A 25,614-nucleotide genomic window follows, 5' to 3' on the forward strand; every position below is an offset into this window, starting at 1 on the left:
CCCCACGGGAGTGCGCAGACTCTCAGTCACGGGTGACACAATTCACGAGGGGCACGCGGTCGTGCTCGTTAGTCGAGCGCCGCGGAGCGGCGCCGAGCCTCGGGAGACACTTCGTGCATTTTCTGTCGGTATTCAGCCTGCGCAACCGCGCACTGATCGCCCTCGTCACCATTGTCGTTGCCGTTTTCGGCTCGATCTCGCTCGGACTGCTCAAGCAGGAGCTGATCCCGAGCGTGTCCTTCCCCCAGCTGGTCGTCGTCACGCCGTACCCCGGCGCCGCGCCCGAGGTCGTCAACGAAGACGTCAGCACCCCGATCGAGACCGCGATCCAGGGTGTCCCCGGGCTCGAGGGCACCACTGCGACCTCGAACACCAACTTCTCCACCGTCTCGGCCACCTTCGCCTACGGCACCGACATCGCCACCGCCGACCAGAAGGTCACCCAGGCGATCAACCGCATCTCGTCGCTGCTTCCCGACGGCATCGACCCGCAGGTCGTCACCGGAAGCATCGAAGACCTCCCGGTGATCCAGATCGCCGTCACCAGCGACCTGTCGCCGAACGAGCTCACGGCCCAGCTCGAGAACTCCACGCTCAACGACATCCAGGGTCTCGAGGGTGTGCGCGAGGCCGACCTGCTCGGCGTCAGCGAGCAGCGCGTCCAGATCACCCCGGATGCCGCCGCGGTCGCCGCCGCCGGAGTCGACAACCAGGCCATCCGCGACGCCCTCGACGCCAACGGCACCCTGCTGCCAGCTGGCGCGATCACCGAGAACGACCAGACGCTCACCGTGCAGACGGGGGCACGCCTCGGCTCGGCCGACGAGATCGGGCAGCTCCCGCTCGTCGGCGCCACCTCCACCGACGGCAGCGTCGTCACGATAGCGAGCGTGTCCACGGTCACCGTCGCCGACGAGCCGGTCACCGGAATCTCCCGCGTCAACGGCGAGCCCTCGCTCACGATCGCGGTCACGAAGACGCCAGCGGGCAACACGGTCGCGGTGTCCGAGGCGGTGCAGGAGCTCATCCCCGAACTCGAGGATGCCCTCGCCAACAACACCCAGTTCACCGTCGTCTTCGACCAGGCGCCGTTCATCGAGCAGTCGATCGAGTCGCTGGCCACCGAGGGCGCGCTCGGCCTGCTCTTCGCCGTGCTGGTGATCCTCGTGTTCCTGCTCTCGGTGCGCGCGACCCTCGTCACCGCGATCTCAATCCCCGCATCGGTGCTCATCACCTTCATCGGTATGTACGCGGCCGGCTACACCCTCAACATCATCACCCTCGGCGCGCTCACCATTGCGATCGGGCGCGTCGTCGACGACTCCATCGTCGTCATCGAGAACATCAAGCGGCACCTCGGCCTCGGCGAGACCAAGCTCGTCGCGATCTCCACCGCCGTCAAGGAGGTCGCCGCCGCGATCACCGCGTCGACCGTCACGACCGTCGCCGTGTTCCTGCCGCTCGCCCTCGTCGGCGACATTACCGGCGAGCTGTTCCGCCCGTTCGCCCTCACCGTGACGATCGCGCTCGCCGCCTCGCTGTTCGTCGCCCTCACGATCGTGCCCGTGCTCGCCTACTGGTTCCTGCGCGCCCCGCAGGCCCGCAAGCACGCCGCGCCCGTCGCCGAGGGGACGGATGCTGCCAGCGCCGCCAACGCCAACGCCGCCGCCAACACCAACCCGGGCCCCGCTGCCAGCCCCGCTGCCAGCCCCGCTGCCAGCCCCGCTGCCAGCCCCGCTGTCAGCCTCGCGCCAGCATCCGCCCAGCCCACCACCGCCCAGCCCGCCACCGCCCAGCCCACCACAGCCCGGCCCGCCACCGCCCAGCCCGCCACAGCCCAGCCCACCACCGCCCAGCCCACCACAGCCCAGCCCACCACCGCCCAGCCCACCACCGCCCAGCGCACCACCGCCCAGCTCACCGCCGACGAGCTCGCGGAGAAGCCGACGCGGCTGCAGCGCGGCTACCTGCCGATCATCCGCTGGACCCTTGCCCGCCCCGTCGCCACGATGCTCATCGCGCTCCTCGTGCTCGGCGGCACGGCCGCGCTCATCCCGCTGCTCAAGACCAACTTCATCGGCGACAGCGGTCAGAACACGCTCACGGTGAGCCAGTCGGTTCCGCTCGGGACGAGCCTCGAGGCGCAGGACGAGGCCGCGACCAAGGTCGAGCAGGCCCTGCTCGACCTCGACGGCGTCGACGTCGTGCAACTGTCGCTCGGAAGTGGAAACGACTCGATCCGCCAGGCGTTCCTCGGCGGCAGCAACATCACCTTCTCGCTGACGACCGACCCGGAGGTCGACCAGGTCGCCCTGCAGGCCGACGTGCGCGACGCGCTCGCCGAGCTCGACGACGTCGGCGAGGTGTCCCTTGCAGCGGCCGCCTCGGGCTTCGCCTCCTCCGACATCGAGATCAATATCACCGCGAACGGGCAGGCCGACCTGGGCGCCGCGTCGGATGCTGTGCTCGAGACGGTCCGCGACCTCGACGTCACCGCCGAGGCCACCAGCAACCTGTCCAACGCCCAGCCGTACCTCGCGGTGAACGTCGACCGCGAGCTCGCCGCCCAGGCAGGGCTCAGCGAGATCGCCGTCGGCGCGATCGTGGCCGAGAGCAAGCTGCCCGCCGCCGTGGGATCCGTCGTGATCGACGAGAAGACCCTCTCGATCTACATCACGAACCCTGACGCCCCGACCACGGTGCAGGAGCTGCGCGACTTCGGCATCCCGAGCGCCCGCGGCATCATCCCGCTCAGCGAGGTCGCCACGGTCGAGCAGGTCGACGGCCCCTCGAGCATCACGACCGTCAAGGGAATCCGTGCGGCGACGATCAGCATCACCCCGAACGGCGACGACGTCGGAACCGCGTCCGCCGCGGTGCAGGCGGCCCTCACGGATGCCGATTTGCCGGCGAGCGCGGATGCCCAGATCGGCGGCGTCACGGCGCAGCAGGCCGACGCGTTCCAGCAGCTCGGGCTCGCGTTGCTGGTGGCGATCCTGATCGTCTACGTCGTCATGGTTGCCACGTTCAAGAGCCTGCGCCAGCCGCTGCTGCTGCTCGTGTCGATCCCGTTCGCGGCGACCGGCGCGATCGTGCTGCAGGTGATCTCCGGAATCCCACTCGGAGTGCCGTCGCTCATCGGCGTGCTGATGCTTGTCGGCATCGTCGTGACGAACGCGATCGTGCTCGTCGACCTCGTGAACCAATACCGGGAGAGGGGTCTCAGGGTCGGCGACGCCATCATTCAGGGAGCGAGCCGCAGGCTCCGGCCGATCCTGATGACGGCGGTGTCGACGATCTTCGCGCTGCTGCCGCTCGCGGTCGGCCTCACCGGAACCGGCGGCTTCATCTCGCAGCCGCTCGCCATTATTGTGATCGGCGGGCTCATCTCGTCGACGGCGCTGACCCTCGTCGTGCTGCCTGTGCTGTACTACCTCGTCGAGGGCGCGAAGGAGCGACGCGAGGAGAAGCGCCTGGGCCTGGTCGAGGTCGAGTCGGGCCGCCGTCGCCGCTCGGCGCACGTGGGCTAGGTCTGGATCGCAGTGTTCGCGCCTGTTCGTGGCATTCGCGCCCGGTCGGCCGGGCGCGGTTGCTAGGTGCGGGAGTGTTCGCGCCTGTTCGTGGCATTCGCGCCCGGTCGGCCGGGCGCGGTTGCTACAAATGGGCGCGTTCGCTTGCGTGGTCGCGGGTGCGCACGGATGTTGGCGGGGGCGGATGCTGCGGGTGCCATGACTTCGACACCGCTATTGTGATCGGCGGGCTCATCTCGTCGACGGCGCTGACCCTCGTCGTGCTGCCTGTGCTGTACTACCTCGTCGAGGGCGCGAAGGAGCGACGCGAGGAGAAGCGTCTGGGCCTGGTCGAGGTCGAGTCTGGCCGTCGCCGCCGCTCGGTGCACCTGGGGTAGAAATCAGTGGATGCTGCTCGGCGGCTACTCCGCTGCCCCGGGCTTCAGCCAGAGGGTGTCGTCTTCGACCCGGTCGAGCCGGTCCGCTGCGATGTGGTCGTTGCCCGCGAACAGGCCTTTGCGGTCGATGACGACGTAGCCAATCCTCAGCATCCGCTCGGCCTCCTGTGGCGAGACAGTCGAGCGTTCCCGAAAAGCATCGAGGAGGCCTTCGAGAATCCCCCCGTTGTCGGGGTCGCGCTGTCCGCGGGAGGTGACGGCCTCCTCGTCGCCCATCTTGAAGTTCTCCACCTCGCCGACCTCGGTGCCATCGGAGTCGACAACACGCATGCCCGAGGTGACCTGCTGCATGACGTCCATCAGAGCTCCCGTACCTCTCGCGTTGGATCAGTTTGTGCGGCCATGGCTGTTCCTCCTGTCGGCTGGTCAAGCGTGGTCGTTCCGCTGGGATGCGGCCAACTCTGAAACAAGCGTAGGCACAGCCTCCGCGCTGGCGAAACCCCGTCGAACGGGTACGCCCGGGCCGGACAAGCCGCTACGGCGCAGGCGCCAGCATCCAGAGCACTTCGCAGCCGACCTCCGTCGACGGGTTGCGCCAAGTGTGCGGCTCCCGCCCGCGCATCGTCATGGCGTCGCCGGCGCCGAGCGAGAGAACCTCGTCGCCGAGGATCAGGTCGAGCGTGCCCGACACGACAAAGATGAACTCGATGTCGCAGTCGAGCGCGTATTGGGTCGATCCGCCGCTGCCTTCCGGCTCGACGAACGAGTGGATGACCTCGATGAGGGTCTGGTCGCCGGGTGTGATCACGTACTCGCGGGCGTCGTGCGCCCCGAAGTTGATGAGGGTGCCCTCGCCGGACCGCACGATCGCCGAGGGCGGGGGCTCGAACAGGTCGCCGACGCGCAGCCCGACGGCAGCGCAGACGGCCACGAGCGACGCGACCGAGGGTGAGACATGGTCGCGCTCGAGCTTGCTCAGGTAGCCCTGGGTGAGCCCGGTGACCGACGCGACGGTGCCGAGCGTGAGCCCCTTCGACAGCCGCGCGGCCCGCAGGCGCGCCCCGATCAAAACCTGTTCTGCCATCACTCGTCCGTTTCTTGCCCCGGTGTTACTCCCCGAACTGTATTGCAACAGCCCGCACCGGCGCGCCGTCTGCCGCTTCGAGGGCGATCGGCAGCAGCGAGATCTGCGGCTGCGCGAAATCGATGGCCGTGAGCCCGGTGAGGTTCTCGCAGATGATGCCGCCAGCGTCGGCGATGAGGTGGTGCACGGGGAACCCGATTCCCGGATGCTCAGAGTCGGGCGTCTCGTCGATATTGATCGCATCGATGCCGAAGGTGCGCACCCCGCGCGCGAGCAGCTCACGGCAGGCGCCGGCGTCGAGGTAGGGGTTGTCGAAGTAGGCGGCGGTGCCGTAATGCCGGCTCCAGCCGGTGTGCAGCAGCACGATGCATCCGGGCTCGATCGAGTCGGCTACGGGCTCGACATGCGCCCAGGTGATCACACCGCGCGGGCCGAGGTCGGTCGCGTCGACGATGACGCCGCGGCCGACGAACCGCTCGAGCGGCACCTCGTCGATCCTCTCGGTCGACTCGTCGAAGTGGTACGGGGCGTCGACGTGGGTGCCTGTCTGCGAGCCCATCTCCACGCTGAGCAGGTTGAAGCCGTCGCGCTCGACGGTGCTGTGCGGGGTCAGCCGGGGCTCCGGGTCGCCCGGGTACACCTGCGTTCCGGCGCCGACGACGACAGACAGATCCACGACCTTGATTATCCTCATGAGAAAACAATATTGCCTAACTGGCAACTTCGGCCCTACTATTTCACCCAAGAGAAGAGGCCATCCATGACCCAGCACGGCAACGACGCCACTGTGACCCTCAACCCGCGCCCCAAGGCGACCGAGGTCGAGCTGCACGGCATCAACACGATCCCCGACGCCGACCGCACCTCGCGGCCATTCGACTTGTTCCGCATCCAGTTCGGCGGCGCGAACACGTTCGCCACCGTGCTGCTCGGCACCTTCTCGATCGCCCTGGGCCTGTCGTTCTGGGAGGCCGTGCTCGCCACGGTCGCCGGCGTGCTGCTCGGTGCGGTCATCCTCATGCCGATGGGCCTGTTCGGGCCAAAGACGGGCACGAACAACGCCGTCTCCTCCGGCGCCCACTTCGGTGTGCGCGGCCGGGTCGTCGGCTCGTTCCTCTCCCTGCTCACCGCGATCGCGTTCTACTCGATCTCGGTCTGGGTCAGCGGCGACGCGATCGTCGGCGCGCTCACCCGCCTGGCCGGCGTCGAGGACTCGATCGGCCTGCGAACGGTGATCTACGCGATCATCGGCGCGATCGTCATCATCGTGGTGGTCTACGGGTACCAGTTCATGCTGCTCGTGAACAAGACCGCGGTCATCGCCAACACCCTGCTCTTCCTGCTCGCGCTCGTTGCGTTCGCGACCACGTTCGACCCGAGCTACAACCCGGGGCCGGATGCCTACGCCCTCGGCTCCTTCTGGCCGACGTTCGTGCTCGCCGCGCTCATCGCGATGAGCAACCCGATCTCGTTCGGTGCGTTCCTCGGCGACTGGTCGCGCTACATCCCGAAGAGCACGCCGCCGCGCAAACTGTTCGCCGCGACCCTGCTCGGGCAGCTCGCTACTCTCGTGCCGTTCCTGTTCGGCGTCGCCACGGCCACGATCGTGGCGGGCGAGGTCGACTACGTCGTCGCCCTCATCCAAGCGTCCCCGCCCTGGTACGCGGTCGTGCTGATCTTCGTCGCCTTCATCGGCGGGCTCTCGACCGGCTCGACGTCGCTCTACGGCACCGGCCTCGACTTCTCGTCGGTATTCCCGCGATTCAGCCGGGTACAGGCGACCATCGCGATCGGCTCACTCGCCTTCGTCTTCATCCTCGTCGGCCGCCTCGCCTTCGACCTGCTCGGCGCGGTCAACGCCTTCGTCGGCGCCATCATCGTGACGACGACCCCGTGGATGATCATCATGGCGATCGGCTACTTCGTGCACCGCGGCGAGTACGATGCCCGCATGCTTCAGGTCTTCAACCGCGGCGAAACCGGCGGAAAGTACTGGTACAACGGCGGCGTCAACTGGCGCGGCATGGTCGCCTGGATCGCCGCGGCGACGCTCGGACTGCTGTTCGCCTACTTCCCGCCCGTGATCTCCGGACCATTCGCGAACGCCGCGGGCGGCGTCGACCTCAGCCTCATCGTCGCGATCGGCACGGCGGCGGTGGTCTACATCGGGGCGCTTCTGATCTTCCCCGAGCCGTCCTACTCGTTCGGCCCGAGCGGCCCGCGGGTCGTGCGCTCCATTCCCGGCACCGAGCGGGAGGTCGTGCTCGACCATGCCTCGCAGGCTGCCCGCGCCCAGGTGCGCGCCGACGCCCGTGCCGACGCCAGCTCCCCCCGTGGCTGACGCGACCGCGGACGAGCTGCGGGACGAGCGGCCGGACCACCCCCCAGCGCAGCGGCCGATCCCGCGCCTGACCACGGGCGGCAAGCTCGGCCAGGTCGACGCGACGATCGTGCCCCGTTTCGGGGGCGCGCCGACCTTTGCGCGACTGCCGCGCATCGACGAGGTCGAGGCGGCGGATGTCGTCGTGGTCGGCGTTCCCTTCGACTCCGGGGTGAGCTACCGCCCGGGCGCGCGCTTCGGCCCGAGCCACATCCGCGAGTCGTCCAGGCTGCTGCGACCGTACAACCCCGCGCAAGACGTGCAGCCGTTCGCGCTGCTGCAGGTGGCGGATGCCGGCGACATCGCCGCGAACCCGTTCGACATCGCCGAGGCGCTCATGCAGATCGAGGAGGCCGCAGCGGTTCACCTGCAGGCCGGGTCGCGGCTCGTCGTGCTCGGCGGCGACCACACGATCGCGCTGCCGCTGCTGCGGGCCACGGCCGAGGTGCACGGGCCGCTCGCGGTCATCCACTTCGACGCGCACCTCGACACCTGGGACACCTACTTCGGCGCCGACTACACCCACGGCACCCCGTTTCGCCGGGCCGCCGAGGAGGGGCTGCTCGCCCCGGACTCGTGCATGCACCTCGGCATCCGCGGTCCGCTCTATTCCGCCGACGACCTCACCGAAGACGGCGACCTCGGTTTTCAGATCGCGCACGCCACCGAGATGGACAGCATCGGCGTCGCGGGAATGATCGAGCGGATGCTGGCGCGCGTCGGCGACCGCCCGGTCTACGTGTCGGTCGACATCGACGTGCTCGACCCCGCGTTCGCACCGGGCACGGGAACCCCCGAGGCAGGCGGCTTCACGAGCCGCGAGCTGCTCGCGATTCTGCGCGCCCTGTCGTCGACAAACCTCGTCGGGGCCGATATCGTCGAGGTCGCACCCGCCTACGATCATGCACAGATCACCGGGATCGCGGCGGCGCACGTGGTCTACGAGCTCATCTCGAGCATGGCCATCCAGACACAGAGGCTCAAGGCGCAGGAGGGATCGGCATGACGGTCAAGGACGACGAGATTCTCGCAGCGGCGGCACAGATCGTTGCGGCGTTCGGTTCACACGACCCGCTGCGCTACTTCGACGGCTTCGCCATGGACGCCTCGTTCATCTTCTACTCGACGCCCGAACGGCTCGAGTCGAGGGCGGCCTACGAGACGCTGTGGGCGAAGTGGGAGACCGAGAACTTATTCCGTGTGCTCGGCTGCATCTCAACGAACCACCACGTGCAGACAGGCGACGGCTTTGGCATTTTCACCCACGACGTCGAGACTATGGTCGAGATGGACGGCCTCGTCGACACGATGCTCGAGCGGGAGACGATCGTGTTCGAGAAGCGCGGAACGCGCTGGCTCGCGGTGCACGAGCACCTGTCGCCGCGCCCCTGATCCGCGGGCTCGGCGGCGCAGGCGAGCTTCGGGCTAGCACGCGCGCCTGCGTGCGCCTGCGTGGCCTACGTGCGCCTGCACGCGCCTGCGTGGCCTGCGTGGCCTACGTGCGCGAGAGTACGTGTTTCGGCTCTTGGCCGGCATGGGGAGGCGCCGTTTCGCGTACTCTCAGCGCCGATGGCTGGAGTAGCCGCGCCCTTGAGCCGCGAGTTCGGCGGCACAGGCGAGCTGTGGGCCAGCACGCGCCTCCGCGGGCGCCAGAGTACGTACTTCGGCTCTTCCCCGGCATGGGGAGGCGCCGTTTCGCGTACTCTCAGCGCTGATGGCTGGAGCAGCCGCGCCCTTGAGCCCCGAGTTCGGCGGCACATGCGAGCTGTGGGCCAGCACGCGCCGAGCGCCGAAGGTTGAAATAGCCGCGACCCTGACGAGTGGACTGAGTCCAATAGGCCCGGTGCTGACAAGATGAGCACATGACAGCCTCCGGAAACACGAAGCTCGCCGTGATCGGCGCCGGCAGCGTCGGCACCTCGCTCGCCTATGCCGCCCTTATCCGTAACTCGGCCCGCGAGGTCGTGCTGTACGACGTCAACGCGGCTAAGGCCGAGGCCGAGGTGCTCGACCTCGCCCATGGCACCCCGTTCACCGGCACCTCCCGCATCAGCGGCGGGGGAGACATCGACGTCGTAGCGGATGCCGACATGATCGTCATTACGGCGGGCGCGAAGCAGAATCCGGGCCAGACCCGGCTCGACCTCGCCGCAACCAACGCCGGAATTCTCGAGCAGCTCATGCCGCAGCTGCTCGAGCGCGCGCCGCACGCGGTCTACCTTCTCGTGACGAACCCGTGCGACGTGCTCACGGTCGTCGCGCAGCAGATCGCGCAGTTGCCCGCCGGCCGGGTCTTCTCCTCCGGCACTCTGCTCGACTCCGCGAGGCTCCGCTGGCTCATCGCCGAGCGGGCCTGCATCGCTGCCCGGAGCGTCCACGCGCACATCGTCGGCGAGCACGGCGACACCGAGTTCCCGCTCTGGTCGGGCGCCCGCATCGGCCCGACGCCGATCCGCGAGTGGACCGACACCGACGGCGAGCTGGTCTTCCCGCCGAACGTGCTCGACCAGATCCGGCACGACGTGGTGCACGCCGCGGACCGGGTCATCGCCGGCAAGGGCGCCACCAACTATGCGATCGGGCTGTCGGGCGCGCGCATCGTGGAGGCGGTGCTGCGCGGCGAGCGCGCGGTCATGCAGGTCAGCTCGGTGTTGGAGGGCTATCGCGGCATCGATGGGGTTGCGCTCAGTGTGCCGTCGATCGTCGGCTCGGGCGGCGTCGAGCGGGTGCTCGATGTGCCGATGGATGCTGTGGAGCTCGGCCAGCTGCAGGCCTCCGCCGAGGCACTGCGGGCGTCAGCGGTGTCGATCGGGCACTAGCGCCGAAGTGTCGCCACGTGCTCGTGGTACCAGTCGACGGTGCTGCGCACGCCGTCTTCGAGGTCGATTCGGGCGCTCCAGCCGGCATCCGCGAGTTTTGACACGTCGAGCAGCTTCTGGGGCGTGCCATCCGGCTTGTCGGTGTCCCAGAGCGTGTCGCCGGTGAAGCCGACGACGCGCGCGATGGTCTTGGCGATCTCGCGAATGGTCGAGTCCTGGCCGGTCCCGACGTTGACCTGTTCGGGGGAGTCGTAGTGCTCGAGCAGGTGCAAAAAGGCGGCGGCCATGTCGTCGACGTGCATGAACTCGCGCCGGGGCGTGCCGGAGCCCCAGTTCGTCACGGTGGTCGCGCCCGACTTGACGGCGTTGTCGTAGCGCTGGATCAGCGCGGGCAGCACGTGGGAGCCCTGCGGCGAGAAGTTGTCGCCGGGCCCGTAGAGGTTGGTCGGCATTGCCGAGATCCAGTGCTTGCCGAACTGTCGGCGCGCGGCCTGGATGTGGAAGATCCCGGCGATCTTGGCGATCGCGTAGGCGTCGTTGGTGGGCTCGAGGTAGCCGGTGAGCAGCGCGTTCTCGGTGATCGGCTGAGGAGCGAGTCGCGGGTAGATGCAAGAGGATCCGAGGAACAGCAGGCGCTCCACGTCGACAGCGATGGCCGCGTCGATCACGTTCACCTGCACCTGCAGGTTCTCGCTGAGGAAGTCGACCGGGTAGGTGTTGTTGGCCATGATGCCGCCGACCTTCGCGGCCGCGAGCACCACATAGCGGGGCCGGGTCTGCTCGAAGAACGCGAATACTGCCGCGCGGTCCTTCAGGTCGAGCTCCGCTGAGGAGCGGCCGATCAGGTTGGTGAACCCCTCGGCCTCGAGCAGGCGCCACATCGCCGAGCCGGCGAGTCCGCGGTGGCCGGCGATGTAGAACGGGGCGTCGCGGTCGAGCCGACCGGGGGTGAACGGGGCAGACTCGGCCGGGGTCAGGTCGGCTGGTGCAGGCCCTGCCGGGTGCAGGTCGGCTGGTGCAGGCTCGGCCGGGGTCAGGTCGGCTGGTGTCATTCAGTGCCCCAGGAGGCGAGTTTGGGGGAGTCGATCCAGTGGCTCCCGTCGTGCCGCCGCGCTTCGATGTCGGCGTCGACCATGATGCGGGCGAGCTCCGCGGTGTCGACCTCCGGCACCCAGCCGAGCTTCTCGCGCGCCTTGGAGGCGTCGCCGACGAGGGCGTCGACCTCGGTGGGCCGCAGGTAGCGCGGGTCGAACTTCACGTGCTTCTCCCAGTCGAGCCCGGCCCGGGTGAACGATGCCTCCACGAAGTCGCGCACGGTGAAGCTGCCGCCGGTAGCGAGCACGAAGTCCTCGGGTTCGTCGGCCTGCAGCATCCGCCACATACCCTCGACATATTCCGGGGCGTAGCCCCAGTCGCGCACCGAGTCGAGGTTGCCGAGGTAGACATGGTCTTGCTTGCCGGCCTGGATGGCGGCGACGGCGCGAGTGATCTTGCGGGTCACGAAGGTCTCGCCGCGGCGAGGGGATTCGTGGTTGAACAGAATGCCGTTGACGGCGAACATGCCGTAGGCCTCGCGGTAGTTCTTGGTGATCCAGAAGCTGTAGACCTTGGCGGCGCCGTAGGGCGAGCGCGGGTAGAACGGGGTCTCCTCGTTCTGCGGCGGCGGGGTAGCACCGAACATCTCCGAGCTTGACGCCTGGTAAAACCGGGTGTCGATGCCGGCCATTCGCACGGCTTCGAGCAGGCGGACCGTGCCCGTACCCGTGGTGTCGGCGGTGTGCTCCGGCTCGTCGAACGAGACGCGCACGTGCGACTGGGCGGCGAGGTTGTAGACCTCGTCGGGCTCGATCTTCGCCAGCAGGGTCGCCATGCGTCCGCCGTCGCTCAGGTCGCCGTAGTGGAGGAACAGCTTCGCGGCGGGGTCATGCGGGTCGACGTAGAGGTGGTCGATGCGCGAGGTGTTGAACGTCGAGGCCCGGCGGATGAGGCCGTGCACCTCGTAGCCTTTGGCGAGAAGGAGCTCCGCGAGGTAGGAGCCGTCCTGGCCGGTGATACCGGTGATGAAGGCGCGCTTGGCCATAGAAGTCTCCTTTAAACCAAAGTGCAGTCTATGTGAGTGCCTTCTCCATGCAGATGCTGAACTCGTCACCGAGGTACTGGCCGAAGTTCGGGATCACGGCGAATCCGCTCGCCAGATAGAGCGCGATCGCCTCAACGTGCTCGGGGCCTGTCTCGAGCTGCAGGGTGTGGATGCCGCAGGTCAGGGCGGCCTCGTCGATCGCCGCGAGCAGCGCGCGGGCGACTCCGCGGCCGCGGGCGGAGTCGTGCACGAACATCCGCTTGATCTCTCCCGAGCCGTCGCCGCGGTCGACGAGGGCGGCGATGCCGACAGCATCCGCCTCGGTGCGGGCGACGAACACGGTGACGCCGTCGGCCTCGAGCGCGCCCACGTCGAGCATGTAGCAGCTCTCGGGCGGGTACAGGGCCAGCGCGAACTCGTCGCTGAGCCGCAGCAGCTCGATCAGCTCGGGCTGGCGGGGCACTTCGACGGCGATGGAGATCTGCATGGGCTTTCATTATTCAGGAGTCAGCCAGCCGGGGTGGCTGGCGGGTGGCTCGGGGTGGCTGGGGACGGCTTTCATCATTCAGGAGTCAGCCGGGCAGGGCGGCTGGGGGACGGCTTTCATTATTCAGGAGCGGCTGCGCGCACGGGTGGGCGGATGCCGGAAAGTTGCGCCCATCCGTGCATCCGGTGCACGAATCGAACGTTTCACGCAACTTACGATCGCCCGGCACCAGACCGGGTGCCGTCACCTCCTGAATGATGAAGAACGTGCCGGACCCAAATCGACCAGGCGGTCGACTGGTGGGCCCTCAAACTCCTGAATGATGAGAAAGGTGCCGGACCCAATCAGACCAGGCTGTCGAGTGGTAGGCCATCAAACTCCTGAATGATGAAAGTGATCGGTCGATTTTGGGCGGCTACCCTCGAAAGCATGGCTAGAACAATCGCGACCTCCACCCGCGTCGAGCTCGGCGACGTGCTCGACTTCGTCCGCCCCCGTCACCGGATGCTGCTCGCCACCACGCGCGCCGACGGCCGCCCCCAGATGTCGCCGGTCGCCGGTGGCGTCGATGCCGACGGGCGCCTCGTCATCTCGACCTACCCGAAGCGCTCCAAGACTCGCAATGCCGAGCGGGACTCCCGCGCCTCGGTGCTCGTGCTGTCCGACGACTGGGACGGCCCCTGGGTGCAGGTCGACGGCGACGCCGAGGTGCTGCACATGCCTGAGGCGGCCGACGGGCTCGTGGACTACTTCCGCTGCATCGCGGGGGAGCACCCTAACTGGGACGAATACCGCGCCGCGATGGCGATCCAGGACAAGTCGCTCATCCGCATCACGCCCACCCGCTGGGGTCCGATCGCCACGGGCGGCTTCCCGGCCGACATCGCGGCGCGCCTCGACGCGCAGTAGCGCCCGACCCCTTCCCGCGCGGTAGTGCCCGGCCCCTCCCCGTTCCCGCGAGGTAGCGCCCGAACCCCTCCCGCCGAGTCGCCCAAATGTGTGGCCTGACGGGGGTTGGGGGTCGCATTGGTGGGCGACTCGCGGGGGTGGATGGCGGCATCTGCCGTGAGTCGCCCAAATGTGTGGCCTGACGGGGGTTGGGGGTCGCATTGGTGGGCGACTCGCGGGGGTGGATGGCGGCATCTGCCGTGAGTTGCCCAGATGTGTGGCCTTACGGGGCTTGGGGGTCGCATTGGTGGGCGACTCGCGGGGGTGGATGGCGGCATCTGCCGTGAGTTGCCCAGATGTGTGGCCTGACGTGGCTTGCGGGACTCCCGCTACAGCAGCTTGCGCTCCAGCGCCCACGCGGTCAGCTCATGCCGCGACGACAGCTGCAGCTTGCGCAGCACCGCCGACACGTGGGTCTCCACCGTCTTGATCGAGATAAACAGGTCGGCGGCGACCTCTTTATAGGCGTAGCCGCGCGCGATGAGCCGCATGACCTCACGCTCGCGGGCGCTCAGCCGGTCGAGCTCGTCGCTCGTCTCGGCCTGCTCCCCGGCGACCGCGCCGAACGCATCCAGCACGAAACCGGCCAGCCGCGGCGAGAACACCGCGTCACCGGCGGCGACGGCGGCGACGGCGCGCGAGACCTCGGCCCCGGAGCTGCTCTTGGTGATGTAGCCGCGGGCCCCCGCGCGGATCACGCCGACGACGTCCTCGGCCGAGTCGGACACGCTCAGCGCGAGGAACCGGATGCTGCCCAGCAGCCGCGCACTGCGCCGGATCACCTCGGCACCGCCGCCGCCCTCTCCGCCGGGCAGGTGCACGTCGAGCAGCACCACCTCCGGCGAGGTCTGCTCGATCAGCGCGAGCGCCTCGTCGACGGTTGCCGCCTCGCCGACCACCTCGATGAACTCGGCGAGGTCGGCGCGCAGTCCCGACCGAAAGATCGAGTGATCGTCGACGATGAGTACCTTCATGCGGAGCCTCCCGGGGTCGGCTGGTTGGCGGGCAGGATGCTGGCGGCGGGTTGCACGGCGGCGGGGTGCGCGGGCACCTGTTGCGCGCCGCCGGCCACGTGATGCGCGGGCACCGGCTGCGGCACCTGCGCGGCCGGCGGCGCAGCCACCTGCACGGCCGGCGGCCCAGCCGCCGACTGCGCGCCACCCAGCGGCAGATGCAGCCGCACCTCGGTGCCCGAATCGCTCGAGACCACGCTCGCCCGTCCGCCGTGCCGGGCCATGCGGCCGACGATCGACTCCCGCACGCCGAGCCGGCCATCCGGCACGCTCGAGACGTCGAAGCCGGCGCCGCGGTCGCGCACGAACACGTCGATCGCGGAGGCCGACAGCTCCACGTAGACCGAGACATCGCCGCCGACATGCCGGGCCGCGTTCAGCATCGCCTCGCGTGCGGCGGCCAGCACCGCCGGAAAGGACCGGTCGGTGAAATCGCCGACCGTGACGACCTCGAAGCGCACCGGATGCTCCAGCTCGAGCTCCGACGCCGCCTCACGCAGCTCGGCGGCGAAGTCGGCATCGCTCGGGGTGGTGCCAGCGAAGAGCCAGTCGCGCAGCTCCCGCTCCTGGGCGCGGGCGATGCGGGCGATCTCGCTCGAGGCACCCGCCCGGTTCTGGATGAGGGCGAGGGTCTGCAGCACCGAGTCGTGCAGGTGCGCGGCGACCTCGGCGCGGCCCTCCTGCCGAAACCGGGTGCTGCGCTCGGCCAGGAGCTCGGTCCACAGGCGCACGACGTGCGGGGCGACGAGCACGCCGATACCGGCGATGATCATCACGACCGAGAGCACGGCGGTCTGCGCGCGCGGGTCGGTGAGCAGCAGCAGAACCGCGGTGAGGAGCAGGAGCGCCGCGGATGCTGTGCGCACCTGAAACCCGTACCGGTCCGACCTCCGCGGGTCGTGCCGGTCGAACAGCAGGCTCCAGGTCACGGCGCCTCCCGCGAAGGCCATCGTGAGCAGCACCTCGACGGCCGGGTCGGCCCCGGGCTCGCCGACCGCGATCACCAGCGAGGCAAGGGCGCTCACACCGGCGAGGCCGAGCAGCACGGGCGCGGCCGGGAAGGAGCGGTGCACGGCGACACCGCCACCCGCTGGGAAGGAGCGGTGCACGGCGGCACCGCCACCCGCTGGAATCTCGAGCGGAGTCAGCGCCCACAGCCACAGGTACAGCAGCGCCCCGGCGCCCCCGAGAAACGTCAGCACGATCGCGAGCAGCCGCATCCGCCCCACCGGCACGCCGAGATGGTCGGCGAGCCCGGCGCAGACCCCGCCCAACACTGCCGCGCGCGGGCGGCGCATCGCGGGTGCGGGCGCCGACTCGGGCGCCGGGGGAGTCTGGGTCACAGCCAAATCCAACCACGGCGGAGGGTCTTCGGGGTATGCAGTCAGGGTGCGTTCAGGGTGAACCCTGATGGCGCGGGGTGCGTCCGCGCTGCCAGCATCGGATCATGCCCACTGAAACCAACCCGGAGAACCCCTCCGACCAGCCCGAGACCCGTCCCGGGACCCAGTCCGAGAGCCCGTCCGGCACCCAGCCCGAGCCCCAGCCCCAGCCCGAGACCCCCCCGGCCGCCCCCTCCGGCGCTACCCCGCCCCGCAGCAACCGCTTCTTCTCGTGGATGCGCTCGCTCGACATCCCGCGTCAGCCCGGCTGGATCGGCGGCGTCTGCGCCGGCATCGCCAGCCGTATCGGCATCGACCCGATCATCGTGCGCGGCATCGTGGTCGTCCTTGCCGTGCTCGGCGCCCCGCTGCTGCTCGCCTACGCGGCGGCGTGGATGATGCTGCCCGACCGGACCGGCCGGATCCACGCCGAGGAGCTCGGCCGCGGAGACTTCGAGCCTGCTGTCGCGGGTGCCGGACTGCTCGTGCTGCTCTCCCTGCTGCCAGGCTTCTGGTTCGGCGACATCGGCTGGGGTCTGCCCTACATCGGTGGCGGCGACTTCGGCGGCTTCGCCCGCGCCGTCTGGACGCTCGCGATCATCGCGGCCGCGATCTGGTTCGTGATCTGGATCGTCCGCCGATCGGGACGCGGCTCGGCGCAACAGGCGGATGCCGCGTCACCCGCCTACGGGCAGCCCGCCTATGGGCAGCCCGCCTATGGGCAGCCCGCCTATGGGCAGCCCGCCTACGGGCAGCCCGCCTACTCGATGCCGGGCTCGTCCGCAGCATCCAGCCCGGGCGCATTCCCGACCAGCGCGCCAACCACCGCCTCAAGCTACGCGCCGAACAACGCCCCCGGTACCGCCGCCACCTCGCCGATGGCCACAGCCCCGGCGGGCCCGCCGCCGACCGACGCGACCGAGCTCGCAGCCTGGACGGCGCAGCAGACGCGGTTCAAGCAGGAACGCGACGAGTTCGTCAAATCCGAGGAGGAGGCCAAACGCGCGGCATTCGCAGCGCACGCCGAGGAGCAGCGCCGCATCCGCGAGGAGCGCGCCGCCGCCTACCGAGAGGAGCGCCAGCTCACCCGGTCGAATCCGTTCTACACGCTCGTCGCGATCGGCCTCGCACTCGTCGTCGGCGCGCTGGTCACCCTCGTGGTCGGCGAATTCGCGTTCACCACCCAGGGACTGGTTGCCGGCCTTGCCTCGGCGCTCGCCGTGCTCGGCGCCGCCATCGTGATCAACGGCATCCGCGGCAAGCGCAGCGGTGGGTCGAGCGGGCTCGCCGTCGTGGTCGCCATTGCACTCGTCGGGGCCGGTGCCGTGAATGGGTTCAACTCCGTGGACTTCGTTGCGGGAGGGGCCCGGTTCATGGCGATCGCCGGCGACGACACCGAGTTCGCGCCAAGCCACGCAGACGGCCGCTCCCAGGACTTCGTCGTCGGGGTCGGCGACGCGGTGATCGACCTGACCGGCTACTGGGACGGCCAGACGGGCTCGCTCCCGCGCCCCGCGAGCGTCGACATTGTCGGCGGGCTCGGCGACATCACGGTGATCCTGCCCAGGAACGAGTTCGCCACCGTCGACCCCATCGTCGGCTGGGGCGCACTCAGCACGCCCGACGGCGACTTCGCCCCCGGTAGCTACGACCTGACGCTCGAGTTCGGGCCCGAGGGCGAGACCGCTGGTGCCACCGACCGCTGGCTGAACATCGACGTCATCGTGGGCGCCGGAGACCTGACCATCACCACCGAAGGAGACCGCTGATGAAAACCCGATCCAGCACCATTGTCTGGGGCGCCATCCTCATCGGCTTCGCCACCCTGTTCCTCGTCGGCACGTTCGTCGACCTCAGCGGCTTCAGCGGGGGAGTTGTGGCCGCGGTCGCGATCGCCTCCGTCGGCGGGATGCTCGTGCTTGGCGGCATCATCGCAGCGGTAGTGCGGTCGGGCCGGACCACCGAGCCAGCTTCGGCGCACGACGAGAGCGCCTGAGCGCCCGGGCGCCTGGGCGCCCGGGCGTCTGAGCGCCCGAGCGCCCGTCGGGGTCGGATGCTCCGAGCACCCGCCAGTGCAGCCCCGCCCCGCCCCGCCCCGCCCCGCCCCGCCCCGCCCCGCCCCGCCGTGCCCTGCCCCGCCCCGCGAGACGCCCACAAAGGCTGCCCCCAAACCCTTGGAGGCGGCCTTTATGGGCGGCTCGCGGGTTTTTTCGGGGTTCTGGGGCTCTTGGGGCCGCGAGTCGCCCAGTTGTGCGGCCTCGAGGCGCTTGGAGGCGGCCTTTATGGGCGGCTCGCGGGCGAGGGCTACGGCTACGGCTACGGCTACGGCTTGAGCTTGTCCCGCAGCCAGTCCGCGATCTGCAGCCTGATCGGGTCGTCGAGCATCGCGATCGAGTGCAGATTTCCCTCAACGTTGAGGTAGGTCGTGTCGACGCCGGCCCCGCGGAGCAGCTCGACGAGGGCATCCGACTGCTTCACCGGGATCATCTCCTCCAGCGAGTGGCCGACGAAGAACGGCGGATCGCTCCCGTCGATCGAATAGAGAGGTGACGCCGGCAGCGCCTGAGGGCAGTCTGTGTAGCTGGCGCAGCCGAGATAGTCGAGCTGCACCTGGCGGAACGCGGGCACGACACCGCCCAGCGCGAACCCGTTCGTCGTGAGGTCGATCGGCCCGCTGAGGTTGACGACCGCCGCGACCCTCGAGCCTTCGGTGAGGTCGCCCGTGCCCTCGAGGCCGAGCAGCGAGACGAGGTTGCCTCCGGCCGAGCCGCCGAATGCGCCGATCCGGTCGGGGTCGATGTCGAACCTCTCGACCTGCGCGTCGTCCCGCAGCCAGCGCACAACCTGGCGCAGGTCGTCGATCGCGGCGGGGTACGGGTTCGCCGGGGCGAGGCGGTAGTTGACCGAGATGGCGACGAATCCCTCCGAGGCGAGCCACTGGCAGGCGCTGCGCCAGTAGAGATCCGCCTTGTCGCCCTGCCGCCAGCTGCCACCGTGCACCGACAGCACCGCGGCGCGGGCAGTCGACGCGGTGATGGCCTCGCCGGGTATGGTCTCGTCCGTGGCGGACGCACTGCTGGCGGACGCACTGCTGAGCGCCTCACTGCTGAGCGCCTCGCCGCTGACAGCCTCGCCGCTTGCCGCCGCGGGGTCGACCGTGACGGATGCCGGGTTGGTCGCCACCTCGGGAAGGCAGACGTCCACGAGAATCTCAGCGCCACCGGCATCCGGCCCCGCTCCATAGGCGAGGTTCTCGATCACGTCGATGTCGGGGTAGGTCTGCACCACCGGGAACGGCACCGGCTCGCGCTCGACCTGCTCGGAGTCATCGCCGGTCGGAGCGCATGCCGACAGCACGATGACCAGACCGACGCACGCCGCCAGCACGCGGGCATGCGTGCCAGCCGCGACCTTCATGATTGGGTTCAACCTACCCCGGCGAGGGAGCGGAAGCCCTGTTGCCTCATGTCAATACCTCCGGGAAGGTTGATTCATTGCCTCAGTTGAAAACCTCCGTGGATCTCAGCCGCTGAATGTCTGATTAACGGGCGGTTTCACGGCCGCGGGTTTCTTCGCCAGCGCGAGGGTTTCGAGCTGTCCGGTGAGCGCGAGGATCTTCCGGGACTGGGCTGCGGGGTGGACTCGTTTGAACTCGGCGTTCATTCTGATGATCGGCATCTTCCGCATGTCTTCGCGGGCGATGGCGCGCTGGTGCGGGGTGGTCGCGGTGTCGTACCGTTTGGTCACTTTCGCGCCGGTGCGTTGCTTGAACACGAGCTTCTGTTGCGGCAGGAGGTAGTTCGTGAACACCCGGTCGAGTTCCCAGATCTCGTTCAGCAGGGCCAGCTCTGCCGGGGTGTCGTAGCGGTGGTAGCCGACGAGTTCGCGCACGTGGGTCCAGTTCTTCTGCTCGACGTGGGCGCCGTCGTTGCTGTGACTCGCCCGCGACCTGGTGAAGGTGATCTTGTTCGCCACGCAGTAGTCGAACAGGTGGTGGTTGATGAACTCGGACCCGTTGTCCGAATCGATGCCGATGATCGGGAAGGGGAACACCCGGCGCACGTGCATGAGCGCCTCAAACACCCATTTCTCGGCCTTGTTCTTGACCGACCGGTTCACCGTCCACCCGGTCGCGATGTCAGTGACCGTCAGGGTGAAACAGAACTCGCCCGACGCGTTCCCGCCCTCGTGGCCGACCAGATCGATCTCCACGAACCCCGGGACCGCGTCGTCCCAGTCGGCCCAGGTTCGGATCGGGATCTGCGACTTCAGCAGCGTCCCGGGCTTGGTATGTGACCGACCGCGAGAGAGCAGCTTCGCCCGCTCCGGCGCGAGCCGCCGATCGATCGTCGCCGCGCTCATCCGCACCAGCAGGGCCGCCTCGGCATCGGTGAGGTCGAGCTCGTTATCGCGGCGCAGCAACGGCACCAGCACCGGCAGCATCGGCGCGAGGCGCTTCCCAGCCGGCGCCCGCAGCACCGCCCAGCACCTCACCAGAGCCCCCGTCACCGCCGGACCGTAGGTCGGCGCCCGCCCCGCCCTGGGCTTGACTGCCTTGAGCGTCAACGCCGACCGCAACGCGGCCCGGGCGTAGTCGCGATGCCACCCGGTCAGCTCCACCAGCTCGGTCAGTATCCGGGACTTGCCGGCCCGGTCGGCGCTCCGGTACGCGAGCGCTTTCTTCTTCGTCACAGCCTGCCGCTGCGTCATCGTCAGCTCCATAGAAACGGGCGTAACCCACATCCATCACTCAACCCTTCAACCACGCCGAAGCGGAGGTTTTCGCATGAGGCAACGAATGGTGCTACGCGGAGGTTTCTTATGAGTCAACGCGGAAGCTGGCATGATCTGCCCGCGCCGTGTAACGTATGTAGGTCGGCTCTTGACACCGCGATCTCGCGGATGGGTTTGTAAGTCAGTTGGGCCGGTACTTCACCAATCGGATATGGACTCCGTGTGCGCGAACTCTGCGTGGGGTGAGACATTCACAATGTATGTGAAACGGCCCCGATCGGTTTTCTGTGCGGATTTCTGTCCGCTCGATCTTGACTGCCCGGGTTCTAGTAGTGCGAGCTCAACCGAGCTCAGCGTTGCCATGCAATGACAACAACCCAGAACTCCTCTTAATGCCTGATTACAAGAAGCCGAACAACAACAAGTTTGAGTCGCGCAAGCCGGCCTCCTCGTCTGCCCCCGGCAGCCGCAGCGAAGGCCACCGTGGATTCCACGGCGACGCCGCTCCCGCCAAGAAGCGCTGGACCAACAACGACCGCGCCGCGCGCAGCGGAGACCGTCCCGCATCGAACGACCGCCGTCCCGACTGGAACCCGCGCGAGCGTCCCGCCTACAACGACCGCCCGAACCGCGGCGGCTCCGGTGACCGTCCGCAGCGCAACGACCGCCCGAACACCAACGACCGCGCCCCGCGCAGCAACGACCGCCCGTCGTACGGCGATCGTCCGCAGCGCAACGACCGCCCTTCGTACGGCGACCGTCCGCAGCGCAACGACCGCCCGTCCTACGGAGATCGCGCGCAGCGGACCGAGCGTCCGTCGTACGGTGACCGCCCGCAGCGGACCGAGCGCCCGTCGTACGGCGAGCGCACCGAGCGCCCCAGCTACAACGACCGTCCGGCCCGCACCGAGCGCCCGAGCTATGGCGACCGCCCGCAGCGCACCGAGCGCCCGTCGCACGGCGACCGCCCGGCCACGAACGACCGTGCCCCGCGCACCAACTTCAACGACCGCGACCGCCCGCAGCGCACCGAGCGTCCCTCTTACGGCGACCGCCCGGAGCGCTCGTCCTACGGCGACCGCTCGGCTCGCACCGAGCGTCCGAGCTACGGAGACCGCCCCGAGCGCACCGAGCGCCCGAGCTACGGCGACCGCCCGGAGCGCTCGTCCTACAGCGACCGCTCTGCCCGCACTGAGCGTCCCTCCTACAACGACCGTCCGGCTCGCACCGAGCGTCCGTCGTACAACGACCGTCCCTCGCAGGACGACCGTCCGAAGCGCGCCTGGGAAGACCGTGCGCCGCGCAACAACTTCGACGAGCGTCCCCAGCGCCGCACGTCCGACCTGTACCCGAGCCGCGACGCCAAGAGCGGCCCGCACGAAGACGTGGTGCTCGAGCGCCTCGAAGCCAAGGTGATCACCGCCGGTGACGTCGAGGGCAAGACCTTCGGCGACCTCGGCCTCGGCGACAACATCACCCGCCAGCTGGCCACGATGGGAGCGGCCGCGCCGTTCCCGATCCAGGCCGCGACGATTCCGGATGTGCTCGCCGGCAAGGACGTGCTCGGTCGCGGCAAGACCGGCTCCGGCAAGACGATCGCCTTCGGCGCTCCTCTCGTCGAGCGCCTAATGGAGAACAACGGCGGCAAGGGACGCAAGCCGGGCCGCAAGCCCCGCGCGCTGATCCTCGCCCCGACCCGTGAGCTCGCGATGCAGATCAACCGTACCGTCGAGCCGATCGCCCGCTCGGTCGGCCTGTTCACCACGACCATCGTCGGCGGAGTGCCGCAGTTCAAGCAGGTCTCCACCCTGCAGCGCGGCGTCGACATCGTCATCGCGACCCCTGGCCGCGTCGAAGACCTCATCGAGCAGGGACGCCTCGACCTCAGCGAGGTCATCGTCACCGTTCTCGACGAGGCCGACCACATGTGCGACCTCGGGTTCCTCGAGCCCGTCCAGCGCATCCTGACCTCGACCGCGAAGGGCGGCCAGAAGCTGCTCTTCTCGGCCACGCTCGACAAGGGCGTCGCGACGCTCGTCAAGCAGTTCCTCAAGGACCCGGCCGTGCACGAGGTCGCCGGTGAAGACCAGGCCTCCTCCACGATCGACCACAAGGTTCTGCTCATCGAGCAGCGCGACAAGCGCGCGATCATCGAGCAGCTCGCATCCGGTGCAGGCAAGACCCTCATCTTCGCCCGCACCCGTGCGTTCGCCGAGGAGCTCGCCGACCAGCTCGAAGACGCCGGCGTTCCCGCCACGTCGCTGCACGGTGACCTCAACCAGTCGCGCCGTACCCGCAACCTGCAGCTGCTCACCAGCGGCCGCGTCAACGTGCTCGTCGCGACGGACGTCGCGGCCCGCGGCATCCACGTGGATGACATCACCTTGGTGATCCAGGCCGACGCACCAGACGAGTACAAGTCGTACCTGCACCGCGCCGGCCGTACGGGTCGCGCGGGCAAGGTCGGAACCGTCGTCACGCTCGTCTCCAAGTCGCGCAAGCGTCGCATGGACGAGCTGCTCGGCCGCGCCGAGATCCGCGCCACGTCGGTCGCCGCTCGCCCCGGCGACGCGCTGCTCGACGAGCTCGCCGCGCTGTAACCTGCGCTCACTGAAAAGGCGCTCGTCCCCTCGGGGCGGGCGCCTTTTTCGTGCGCGGGGGCGGTTACGAGGTCTCTTCACGCCCCAGAGCGTGCTGCAACCCCTGTTGCGCCCTCGGGGGCACCGTTTGATCTGTAGTGTCGTTCACAGCGCGCCGTTCGTGGATCGGGAAGACCAGAGGGGCGCATGGGCGGGCCGGGTCCTTGGCGATGACGCGGATGCAACACGTTTCTGTGGCATGGCGACGACATTGAGGATCATCACGTGGATTGTGCGGGTGCCGCAGGCGGCGAAAGCCCCTTCGCGCGCCTCGGCGGGAGGTCCGCATGGCGATGAGCGACTACGCGATGGGCAAGATGCAGTCGCTGTACAGCAACGGTCCGCTGACGAGATTCGGCACGCAGTACGCGTTCGACGCCGTGGCGTGGACCGCCTCGATACTTCTGGCCGTATTGCTGCGTTACGACTTCGCCGTCGACCGTATCAACTGGATCTCGATCCTCCTCCTGTGCATCGCCGCCAGCGCGCTCCAGTTCGGGGCAGGCTTCCTCTTCTATCTCTACCGGGGGCGACACCCCTACGGCAGCTTCGCCGAGGTGCGCGCTCTCTCGTTCGTGGTTCTGCTGACCACCACGATTTTGGCGTTTCCGCTTCTCGGGCTGGGTCCGACATTCGAGATCCCGCGAAGCACGATCTTCATAGCTGCGCCCATCGCGTTTCTCGCGATGGGCGTCGTGCGCTACGTGAAGAGGCTCATCCTTGAGCGGGCGAACCGCCCCTTGGGCCACACCGACCGCGCGCTCGTCTACGGCGCGGGCTACCTCGGGTCCACCATCGTGCGTCGCATGGTCACCGACCGCGAATCCCCCTACCTGCCGGTGGGGCTTCTCGACGATGACCCCAAGAAGCGCAATCTCTGGCTCCACGGCATCCGGGTGCAGGGAACGGTGCTCGACCTCGCCTACGCAGTGCGGACCACTCGGGCGACGGTGCTCGTGGTGGCGATCGGGAGAGCGGATTCGACCCTGCTGCGGGAGATTTCGGATGCCGCGCTTCACGTAGGCGTCGCCGTGAAGGTGCTCCCGCCGCTCGAGGAGGTGCTCGACGGCAAGTCGCGGTTGAAAGACCTGCGCGATGTCTCGATCGAAGACCTCATCGGCCGGCATCCGGTCGACACCGAGGTCGAGTCGATCGCAGGCTACCTGCAGGGCATGCGGGTTCTCGTCACCGGTGCCGGCGGGTCGATCGGCTCGGAGCTGTGCCGACAGATCTCCCGGTTCGGTCCGAGCGAGCTCATCATGCTCGACCACGACGAGACCGGGCTGCAGAGCACCCAGCTGTCGATTCTCGGGCACGGGCTGCTCGATACCCGCGACGTCGTGCTCGCCTCGATCCGCGATCGGGATGCCCTCGAGCGCATCTTCGAGGAGCGCCGGCCCGACGTGGTCTTCCACGCCGCGGCCCTCAAGCACCTGCCCATGCTCGAGCAGTACCCCGACGAGGCGTGGAAGTCGAACGTGCTCGGCACGCGCAACGTGCTCGAGGCGGCCGAGGCCGTCAACGTGGGCACCTTCGTGAACATCTCCACCGACAAGGCGGCGAACCCGACGAGCGTGCTCGGCCACTCGAAGCGCGTGGCCGAGAAGCTCACCGCCTGGTCGGCGCAGAAGACCGGACTGCGCTACCTGTCGGTGCGCTTCGGCAACGTGATCGGCAGCCGCGGCTCGATGCTGCCGATCTTTACCTCCATCATCGAGGCCGGCGGACCGCTCACCATCACCCACCGCGACGTGACGCGCTTCTTCATGACGATCCCGGAGGCCTGCCAGCTCGTGGTGCAGGCCGGCGGAATCGGGCGTCCCGGCGAGGTGCTGATCCTCGACATGGGAGAGCCCGTGCGCATCCTCGATGTCGCGCAGCGCATGATCGACATGTCGGGCAAAGACATCGCCATCGTCTACACGGGCCTGCGTCCCGGCGAGAAGCTGCATGAAGAGCTCATCGGTGTGGGCGAGACGGACCATCGCCCGATCCACCCGCAGATCTCGCACACGTCGATCGACTGGATCGACCCGCTGGACTTGGATAGGGCCCAGTGGGAAGCGCGTTGCCGAGCCGCGTCGGTAGCAGGGTTTGCGGGCTCACCGATTGCCGGTGGCTCCTGGACATGACGACCGTCG

21 protein-coding genes are annotated in these 25,614 nt (G+C 68.8%); 11 read left to right on the forward strand and 10 right to left on the reverse strand.

Annotated features, from left to right (window positions below; genetic code table 11):
- The first annotated feature begins 113 nt into the window (after positions 1-113).
- A complete protein-coding gene (locus BHD05_RS03170; RefSeq protein ID WP_161885142.1) occupies positions 114-3,530 on the forward strand; it encodes an efflux RND transporter permease subunit in 3,417 nt (1,138 codons plus the stop codon).
- Between the two features lie 158 nt (positions 3,531-3,688).
- Positions 3,689-3,907, forward strand: a complete 219-nt coding sequence (locus tag BHD05_RS03175) for a hypothetical protein (protein WP_161885143.1) — start codon at positions 3,689-3,691, stop codon at positions 3,905-3,907.
- Positions 3,908-3,931: 24 nt separating this feature from the next.
- Here the strand turns inward: BHD05_RS03175 and BHD05_RS03180 are convergent, their stop codons facing one another.
- The 3 genes from BHD05_RS03180 to BHD05_RS03190 form a co-directional block, all read right to left on the reverse strand.
- A complete protein-coding gene (locus BHD05_RS03180; protein ID WP_161885144.1) occupies positions 3,932-4,267 on the reverse strand; it encodes a hypothetical protein in 336 nt (111 codons plus the stop codon).
- 175 nt (positions 4,268-4,442) lie between these two features.
- Entirely contained in the window at positions 4,443-4,991 is a 549-nt protein-coding gene (locus BHD05_RS03185) for a helix-turn-helix domain-containing protein (RefSeq protein WP_161885145.1), read from the reverse strand.
- A 25-nt stretch (positions 4,992-5,016) separates the two neighbouring features.
- Positions 5,017-5,685 carry a cyclase family protein gene (locus tag BHD05_RS03190; protein ID WP_161885146.1) on the reverse strand — a complete coding sequence of 223 codons (669 nt, stop codon included), beginning with the start codon at positions 5,683-5,685 and terminating at the stop codon, positions 5,017-5,019.
- 66 nt (positions 5,686-5,751) lie between these two features.
- Here BHD05_RS03190 and BHD05_RS03195 point away from each other — a divergent pair, with 66 nt between their 5' ends.
- The 4 genes from BHD05_RS03195 (at position 5,752) to BHD05_RS03210 (ending at position 10,190) form a co-directional block, all read left to right on the forward strand.
- Positions 5,752-7,332, forward strand: coding sequence for a purine-cytosine permease family protein (locus BHD05_RS03195; protein WP_161885147.1), 1,581 nt, complete (start codon positions 5,752-5,754; stop codon positions 7,330-7,332).
- A 67-nt stretch (positions 7,333-7,399) separates the two neighbouring features.
- Positions 7,400-8,377 (forward strand): agmatinase, encoded by a 978-nt coding sequence (speB, locus tag BHD05_RS03200; RefSeq protein ID WP_236966723.1) that lies wholly within the window; start codon positions 7,400-7,402, stop codon positions 8,375-8,377.
- Positions 8,374-8,763, forward strand: a complete 390-nt coding sequence (locus BHD05_RS03205) for a nuclear transport factor 2 family protein (RefSeq protein ID WP_161885149.1) — start codon at positions 8,374-8,376, stop codon at positions 8,761-8,763. Before speB ends, BHD05_RS03205 begins: the two co-directional genes overlap by 4 nt.
- 470 nt (positions 8,764-9,233) lie before the next feature.
- A complete protein-coding gene (locus BHD05_RS03210) occupies positions 9,234-10,190 on the forward strand; it encodes an L-lactate dehydrogenase (RefSeq protein ID WP_161885150.1) in 957 nt (318 codons plus the stop codon).
- Here BHD05_RS03210 and BHD05_RS03215 read toward each other — a convergent pair.
- The 3 genes from BHD05_RS03215 to BHD05_RS03225 are packed head-to-tail and all read right to left on the reverse strand — an operon-like array spanning position 10,187 to position 12,757.
- Entirely contained in the window at positions 10,187-11,242 is a 1,056-nt protein-coding gene (locus tag BHD05_RS03215; protein WP_161885151.1) for a GDP-L-fucose synthase family protein, read from the reverse strand. The two genes, BHD05_RS03210 and BHD05_RS03215, sit on opposite strands and share 4 nt — an antisense overlap.
- Positions 11,239-12,270: a GDP-mannose 4,6-dehydratase gene (gene gmd, locus BHD05_RS03220; RefSeq protein WP_161885152.1), complete on the reverse strand. Its 1,032-nt coding sequence runs from the start codon at positions 12,268-12,270 to the stop codon at positions 11,239-11,241. Before gmd ends, BHD05_RS03215 begins: the two co-directional genes overlap by 4 nt.
- Positions 12,271-12,298: 28 nt before the next feature.
- On the reverse strand, positions 12,299-12,757 hold the full coding sequence (locus tag BHD05_RS03225; protein ID WP_161885153.1) for a GNAT family N-acetyltransferase: 459 nt from the start codon (positions 12,755-12,757) through the stop codon (positions 12,299-12,301).
- Positions 12,758-13,186: 429 nt separating this feature from the next.
- On the opposite strand from BHD05_RS03225, the gene BHD05_RS03230 reads away from it, so the two are divergent.
- Positions 13,187-13,666 carry a PPOX class F420-dependent oxidoreductase gene (locus tag BHD05_RS03230; protein ID WP_161885154.1) on the forward strand — a complete coding sequence of 160 codons (480 nt, stop codon included), beginning with the start codon at positions 13,187-13,189 and terminating at the stop codon, positions 13,664-13,666.
- Positions 13,667-14,034: 368 nt separating this feature from the next.
- On the opposite strand, the gene BHD05_RS03235 is transcribed toward BHD05_RS03230, so the two are convergent.
- Together BHD05_RS03235 and BHD05_RS03240 are read right to left on the reverse strand one after the other, a co-directional pair.
- A complete protein-coding gene (locus BHD05_RS03235; RefSeq protein WP_161885155.1) occupies positions 14,035-14,679 on the reverse strand; it encodes a LuxR C-terminal-related transcriptional regulator in 645 nt (214 codons plus the stop codon).
- A complete protein-coding gene (locus BHD05_RS03240) occupies positions 14,676-16,061 on the reverse strand; it encodes an ATP-binding protein (protein ID WP_161885156.1) in 1,386 nt (461 codons plus the stop codon). Before BHD05_RS03240 ends, BHD05_RS03235 begins: the two co-directional genes overlap by 4 nt.
- 104 nt (positions 16,062-16,165) lie before the next feature.
- Between BHD05_RS03240 and BHD05_RS03245 the strand changes: the two genes are divergently transcribed.
- Positions 16,166-17,869 carry a PspC domain-containing protein gene (locus BHD05_RS03245; protein WP_161885157.1) on the forward strand — a complete coding sequence of 568 codons (1,704 nt, stop codon included), beginning with the start codon at positions 16,166-16,168 and terminating at the stop codon, positions 17,867-17,869.
- A complete protein-coding gene (locus BHD05_RS03250) occupies positions 17,869-18,096 on the forward strand; it encodes a hypothetical protein (RefSeq protein ID WP_161885158.1) in 228 nt (75 codons plus the stop codon). Before BHD05_RS03245 ends, BHD05_RS03250 begins: the two co-directional genes overlap by 1 nt.
- Positions 18,097-18,422: 326 nt before the next feature.
- Here the strand turns inward: BHD05_RS03250 and BHD05_RS03255 are convergent, their stop codons facing one another.
- Both BHD05_RS03255 and BHD05_RS03260 read right to left on the reverse strand, forming a co-directional pair.
- Positions 18,423-19,517, reverse strand: coding sequence for an alpha/beta hydrolase (locus BHD05_RS03255; protein WP_161885159.1), 1,095 nt, complete (start codon positions 19,515-19,517; stop codon positions 18,423-18,425).
- A gap of 105 nt (positions 19,518-19,622) precedes the next feature.
- On the reverse strand, positions 19,623-20,810 hold the full coding sequence (locus tag BHD05_RS03260; protein WP_161885160.1) for an integrase catalytic domain-containing protein: 1,188 nt from the start codon (positions 20,808-20,810) through the stop codon (positions 19,623-19,625).
- A gap of 416 nt (positions 20,811-21,226) precedes the next feature.
- On the opposite strand from BHD05_RS03260, the gene BHD05_RS03265 reads away from it, so the two are divergent.
- Together BHD05_RS03265 and BHD05_RS03270 are read left to right on the forward strand one after the other, a co-directional pair.
- Entirely contained in the window at positions 21,227-23,434 is a 2,208-nt protein-coding gene (locus BHD05_RS03265; protein WP_161885161.1) for a DEAD/DEAH box helicase, read from the forward strand.
- Positions 23,435-23,766: 332 nt separating this feature from the next.
- On the forward strand, positions 23,767-25,605 hold the full coding sequence (locus tag BHD05_RS03270; protein ID WP_236966725.1) for a polysaccharide biosynthesis protein: 1,839 nt from the start codon (positions 23,767-23,769) through the stop codon (positions 25,603-25,605).
- The last annotated feature ends 9 nt before the right edge of the window (positions 25,606-25,614 follow it).

The organism is Marisediminicola antarctica (assembly GCF_009930795.1).
GTDB lineage: Bacteria > Actinomycetota > Actinomycetes > Actinomycetales > Microbacteriaceae > Marisediminicola > Marisediminicola antarctica.

Coding starts and splice junctions, on each gene's coding strand:
- BHD05_RS03180 (WP_161885144.1), bottom strand. CDS start 4,267: ATGGACGTCATGCAGCAGGTCACCTCGGGCATGCGTGTTGTCGACTCC.
- BHD05_RS03185 (WP_161885145.1), bottom strand. CDS start 4,991: ATGGCAGAACAGGTTTTGATCGGGGCGCGCCTGCGGGCCGCGCGGCTG.
- BHD05_RS03190 (WP_161885146.1), bottom strand. CDS start 5,685: ATGAGGATAATCAAGGTCGTGGATCTGTCTGTCGTCGTCGGCGCCGGA.
- BHD05_RS03195 (WP_161885147.1), top strand. CDS start 5,752: ATGACCCAGCACGGCAACGACGCCACTGTGACCCTCAACCCGCGCCCC.
- BHD05_RS03205 (WP_161885149.1), top strand. CDS start 8,374: ATGACGGTCAAGGACGACGAGATTCTCGCAGCGGCGGCACAGATCGTT.
- BHD05_RS03210 (WP_161885150.1), top strand. CDS start 9,234: ATGACAGCCTCCGGAAACACGAAGCTCGCCGTGATCGGCGCCGGCAGC.
- BHD05_RS03215 (WP_161885151.1), bottom strand. CDS start 11,242: ATGACACCAGCCGACCTGACCCCGGCCGAGCCTGCACCAGCCGACCTG.
- gmd (WP_161885152.1), bottom strand. CDS start 12,270: ATGGCCAAGCGCGCCTTCATCACCGGTATCACCGGCCAGGACGGCTCC.
- BHD05_RS03225 (WP_161885153.1), bottom strand. CDS start 12,757: ATGCAGATCTCCATCGCCGTCGAAGTGCCCCGCCAGCCCGAGCTGATC.
- BHD05_RS03230 (WP_161885154.1), top strand. CDS start 13,187: ATGGCTAGAACAATCGCGACCTCCACCCGCGTCGAGCTCGGCGACGTG.
- BHD05_RS03235 (WP_161885155.1), bottom strand. CDS start 14,679: ATGAAGGTACTCATCGTCGACGATCACTCGATCTTTCGGTCGGGACTG.
- BHD05_RS03245 (WP_161885157.1), top strand. CDS start 16,166: ATGCCCACTGAAACCAACCCGGAGAACCCCTCCGACCAGCCCGAGACC.
- BHD05_RS03250 (WP_161885158.1), top strand. CDS start 17,869: ATGAAAACCCGATCCAGCACCATTGTCTGGGGCGCCATCCTCATCGGC.
- BHD05_RS03255 (WP_161885159.1), bottom strand. CDS start 19,517: ATGAAGGTCGCGGCTGGCACGCATGCCCGCGTGCTGGCGGCGTGCGTC.
- BHD05_RS03260 (WP_161885160.1), bottom strand. CDS start 20,810: ATGACGCAGCGGCAGGCTGTGACGAAGAAGAAAGCGCTCGCGTACCGG.
- BHD05_RS03265 (WP_161885161.1), top strand. CDS start 21,227: ATGCCTGATTACAAGAAGCCGAACAACAACAAGTTTGAGTCGCGCAAG.
- BHD05_RS03270 (WP_236966725.1), top strand. CDS start 23,767: ATGAGCGACTACGCGATGGGCAAGATGCAGTCGCTGTACAGCAACGGT.